Raw genomic sequence first — 314 nt, forward strand, 5'->3', positions numbered from 1 at the left:
GCCGCTGCTGGCGGGCGCGGGCGCGGGCCGGGTGGTGTCCGGCACCCCGAGCCCCGTGCCCCGGGCGCTGCGGTTGGCCTCCGTGCTGCACGAGGACGGGTTCACCATGCTCCGGTACCGCCGGGCGGACACCGGGGAAACCGGCCCGGGGTGACCGGGCCGCCGACACCGCGGCCCGGCCCGCTCACGGCGGTCTCACCCGCCCCGTGCCAGGCTGACGCGGGAACGCGGAGGTGTCCGGGGGCACACGCCGTCGTCCGGGACGCACCGTCGTCCACGACGGAATCGACGCACGGGCGGGGTGTCGGCGGACC

The 314-nt window shown here is 79.0% G+C and carries 1 pseudogene; it reads left to right on the forward strand.

Annotated elements, in window-relative coordinates:
• Positions 1-154 (forward strand): annotated as a pseudogene (locus SACPADRAFT_RS31405) (pyrimidine reductase family protein); the annotation flags it as partial.
• Positions 155-314: the final 160 nt, after the last annotated feature.

The sequence above is a fragment of the Saccharomonospora iraqiensis subsp. paurometabolica YIM 90007 genome, from assembly GCF_000231035.2.
GTDB lineage: Bacteria > Actinomycetota > Actinomycetes > Mycobacteriales > Pseudonocardiaceae > Saccharomonospora > Saccharomonospora paurometabolica.